The following is a 4392-nucleotide window of genomic DNA, read 5'->3' as shown; positions in this document are numbered from 1 at the left end:
CCGCTCTGAACACTCTTTCCCTACACGACGCTCTTCCGATCTGCCACGGTAACCATCCGCCCGGGTCACGGCCGGGCTTTGCCACACGTCGGGCCGGCCCGCTGCGCCGGGTGCCCGGGAGCCGGCCGGTCCGCCCTGACAGAATGCGGGAAGCAGTCGTGGACCAGATGAGGAGACGCCAGCCGTGATCCGTACCCACAATGCCGGAAGCCTGCGCGCCGCGGACGCCGGCTCGACGGTGACGCTCGCCGGGTGGGTGGCCCGCCGGCGCGACCACGGCGGTGTCATCTTCGTCGACCTGCGCGACGCCTCCGGCGTCGTGCAGGTGGTCTTCCGCGAGGAGGACGCGCACGCGCTGCGCAACGAGTTCTGCGTCAAGGTCACCGGCGAGGTGACCCGCCGCCCCGAGGGCAACGAGAACCCGGACCTGCCGACCGGCGAGGTCGAGGTGACCGCCGCCGCGCTGGAGGTGCTCTCCGAGGCCGCGCCGCTGCCGCTGCCGGTGGACGACCAGATCGAGGCCGGCGACGACATCCGGCTCAAGTACCGCTACCTCGACCTGCGCCGGGGCGGCCCGGCCAGGGCGATGCGGCTGCGCTCGAAGGCCAACCAGCTCGCCCGCACGGTGCTGCACGAGCGGGACTTCCTGGAGATCGAGACGCCGACGCTGACCCGCTCCACCCCGGAGGGCGCCCGCGACTTCCTGGTGCCGGTGCGGCTTCAGCCGGGCAGCTGGTACGCGCTGCCGCAGTCGCCGCAGCTGTTCAAGCAGCTGCTCATGGTCGGCGGCATGGAGCGCTACTACCAGATCGCCCGCTGCTACCGGGACGAGGACTTCCGCGCCGACCGGCAGCCGGAGTTCACCCAGCTCGACATCGAGATGTCGTTCGTCACCGAGGACGACGTGATCGACCTCGGCGAGGCGATCGTCGCGTCGCTCTGGAAGGAGCTGGCCGGCCACGAGATCGCCCGGCCGATCCCGCGGATCACCTGGCACGACGCGATGTCCCGCTACGGTTCCGACAAGCCGGACCTGCGCTACGGCGTGGAGCTGACCGAGCTGACCGACTACCTGCGCGGCACCGCGTTCCGGGTGTTCGCCGGCGCGATCGACGCGGGCGGCTACGTCGGCGCGGTGGTCATGCCCGGCGGCGCGTCGCAGACCCGCAAGGAGCTGGACGGCTGGCAGGACTGGGCCAAGGCGCGCGGCGCCCGCGGCCTGGCGTACGTGGTGCTGGACGCGGAGACCGGCGAGGCCCGCGGCCCGGTGGCCAAGAACCTGTCCGAGGCGCACCTGGCCGGCCTGGCCGACGCGGTCGGCGCGAAGCCCGGCGACGCGGTCTTCTTCGCCGCGAGCACCAACACCCGCGAGGCGCAGGAGCTGCTCGGCGCGGCCCGGATCGAGATCGCCAAGCGGGCGAACCTGGTCGACGAGAGCGCCTGGGCGTTCTGCTGGGTCGTGGACGCGCCGATGTTCGAGCGCACGGACGAGGGCGGCTGGACCGCCGTGCACCACCCGTTCACCTCGCCGAACGCCGAGTGGGTGGACCGGTTCGAGGAGGCGCCGGACCGGGCGCTGGCCTACGCGTACGACATCGTCTGCAACGGCAACGAGATCGGCGGCGGCTCGATCCGTATCCACCGCGGCGACGTGCAGCAGCGGGTGTTCGACCTGCTCGGCATCACCCCCGACGAGGCGCAGGACAAGTTCGGCTTCCTGCTGGAGGCGTTCAAGTACGGCGCCCCGCCGCACGGCGGCATCGCGTTCGGCTGGGACCGGGTCTGCATGCTGCTGGCCGGCGCGGACTCCATCCGCGAGGTGATCGCGTTCCCGAAGACGCGCGGTGGCTTCGACCCGCTGACCGGCGCGCCCACCCCGATCACCGGGCAGCAGCGCGCCGAGGCCGGCATCGACGCCAAGCCCAAGGCCCCGACCGGGCCGCACGCCGGCACCGCCGGCCCGGCCGCCCCGGTGGCCGACCCGGTCTGATCCTCGCTTTCGGAACGGGCCCGCGTCATGATGACGCGGGCCTTTTTCGATCTTCGGGGGAGACGAGACGACATGAACCTTCTCGTGGTGGGCGCCAGCGGCTTCCTCGGCGCCGAGGTGTGCCGGCAGGCGGTGGCCGCCGGGCACCGGGTGGTCGGCACGTACCACCGCGCGGCCGTCGCGGTGCCGGGCGTCGTCGCGCACCGGCTCGACGTGACCGACCGCGCCGCCGTGCGCGCGCTGCTGACCGGGGTACGCCCCGACGCGGTCGTGGCCACCCCCTACCGGTACGACGACTGGGCGGTCACGGCGGACGGGGCGGCCCACATCGCGGTCGCCGCCGCCGAGGTGGGCGCCCGGTTGGTGCACCTGTCCAGCGACGCGCTGCACGCCGGGCGGCCGAAGCCCTACGCGGACGAGGACGTGCCCACGCCGCTGCACGCGTACGGCGCGGCGAAGGCGGCGGCGGAGACGGCGGTACGAGCGGTGGATCCCGGTGCCGCGCTGGTGCGGACCTCGCTGATCGTGGGGGAGGGCAGCAAGCAGATCCAGCTCTGCCGGGACGCGCTGGCCGGACGGGCGACGCTGTTCACGGACGAGCTGCGCTGCCCGGTCCACGTGGCCGACCTCGCCGCGGCCGTGCTCGAACTGGTGCCGGGCGACTACGCCGGGCTGCTGAACGTGGCCGGGCCGGAGGCGGTGAGCCGCGCCGAGCTGGGCCTGCTGGTGGCCCGGTACGACGGGGTGGACGCGGGCGGGCTGCGGACGACCACGATCGCCGCCGCCGGCCTGCACCGGCCGGGTGAGGTGGTGCTGGACTCCGCCCGCGCCGCGGGGCTGCTGCGGACCCGGCTGCGCGCCGTCAGCGAGCTGTACGCCTAGTTGCACACCTTCTTTGCAAGCTAGTTGTGCACAGGACGTGTGCACAGATATTGTGCATTGCATGGAGCAGAAGAAGCGGACCGAGGACCGCGCCGTGCGCATCGACCACCGCCAGGTGCGCGCCCTGGCCCAGCCCTTGCGCATGCGGCTGATCGGGGCGCTGCGGGTGGGTGGTCCCGCCACGGCCACCGCCCTCGCCGAGATGCTCGGCACCAACACCGGCGCGACCAGCTACCACCTGCGTCAGCTCGCCGAGGTGGGTCTCGTGGTCGAGGACCCGAGCCTCGGCACCGGCCGGCAGCGCTACTGGCGCGCCGCGCACGACGCCACCAGCTGGGAGGCCTCCGACTTCGACGACGACCCGGACGCGCGGGCCGCCATCGAGTGGATCGAGGAGGACTACGTCCGCTTCTTCGCCCACCACGCGGAGCGCTGGTTCGCCGGGCGCCACGAGTGGTCGCCCGCCTGGCGCGACGCCTACGGCATGGGTGACTTCTTCATGCGCATCCCGGCAGCCCGCCTGGAGGCGATCAAGGCCGAGGTCTTCGCGGTCTTCGAACGGCACCGGGACGAGACCGACCCGGACGACCCCGACGCCGAGATGGTGCAGCTCTACCTGGCCGCCTTCCCGCTGAGCACGGTGCTGCCGCCGGCCGGGGAGAAGCCGTGAGCGCGCTGTCCGTACGCCAGGTCCGGTTCCGCTACCTCACCCTCTACGGCCTGCGCTGGCTGCCCAGCGGCCTGATGATCCCGGTGATGATCCTGCTCATGCAGGAGCGCGGGCTCTCGCTGTCCCAGATCGGCCTGGTCTTCACCGCGCAGGGCCTGGTGGTGTTGGCGCTGGAACTGCCCACCGGCGGGTTCGCCGACGCGCTCGGCCGCAAGCCGGTGCTGCTGGCCGCCTGGGTGGTCTGCCTCGCCTCGCTGGCGCTGATGGCGGTGGCCGACTCGTTCTGGACGTTCTTCCTGGTCTGGGCGTTGCAGGGCGTCTACCGGGCGCTCGACAGCGGCCCGCTGGAGTCCTGGTACGTCGACGCCACGCTGGCCGCCGACCCGGACGCCGGGTACGAGCGCGGCCTCGGCTGGGCCGGCACCGTCGTCGGCGTCGCCATCGGCGCGGGCGCGCTGCTCAGCGGCGGCCTGGTGGCGCTCGGGCCGGTCGGTCCGGTCAGCGCGTTGACGCTGCCGGTGCTCGTCGCGATCGTGCTCCAGGCGGTCTCGATCGTGGCGCTGCTGGCGTTGCTCGTCGAACGGCGACCCGCCTCCGGCACGGCCACGCTGCGCGCGTCGGTGGTCGAGGCGCCCCGGATGGTCGGGCGGGCCGTCGGCCTGCTGCGCCGCAACCGGGTGCTGCTGGCCCTGGTCGCGGTCGAGTTGTTCTGGGGCTTCGGCATGGTCACGTTCGAGTCGTTGCTGCCGGTCCGGCTGTCCGAGGTGGTCGGTGACGCCGACCGGGCGGCCGCGCTGCTCGGCCCCGCCGGCTCGGCGGCCTGGCTGGCCAACGCCGCCGGGGCCGCGCT

Annotated in this window: 4 protein-coding genes; all 4 read left to right on the top strand. The window is 73.4% G+C overall.

The features are described 5' to 3' along the window. The first annotated feature begins 184 nt into the window (after positions 1-184). Positions 185-1990 (top strand): aspartate--tRNA ligase, encoded by a 1806-nt coding sequence (gene aspS / locus HUW36_RS26655; RefSeq protein ID WP_174530660.1) that lies wholly within the window; start codon positions 185-187, stop codon positions 1988-1990. Between the two features lie 72 nt (positions 1991-2062). Further along, a complete protein-coding gene (locus HUW36_RS26650; RefSeq protein ID WP_174530659.1) occupies positions 2063-2872 on the top strand; it encodes a sugar nucleotide-binding protein in 810 nt (269 codons plus the stop codon). A gap of 61 nt (positions 2873-2933) precedes the next feature. Further along, positions 2934-3542: an ArsR/SmtB family transcription factor gene (locus HUW36_RS26645; RefSeq protein WP_174530658.1), complete on the top strand. Its 609-nt coding sequence runs from the start codon at positions 2934-2936 to the stop codon at positions 3540-3542. Next, positions 3539-4392, top strand: an 854-nt coding sequence (locus HUW36_RS26640; RefSeq protein WP_174530657.1) for an MFS transporter, incomplete at its 3' end; no start/stop codon positions are given. The genes HUW36_RS26645 and HUW36_RS26640, both read left to right, overlap by 4 nt.

Source organism: Micromonospora maritima (genome assembly GCF_902825405.1).
Lineage (GTDB): Bacteria > Actinomycetota > Actinomycetes > Mycobacteriales > Micromonosporaceae > Micromonospora > Micromonospora maritima.
This window is presented reverse-complemented; position numbering and strand designations above follow the sequence as displayed.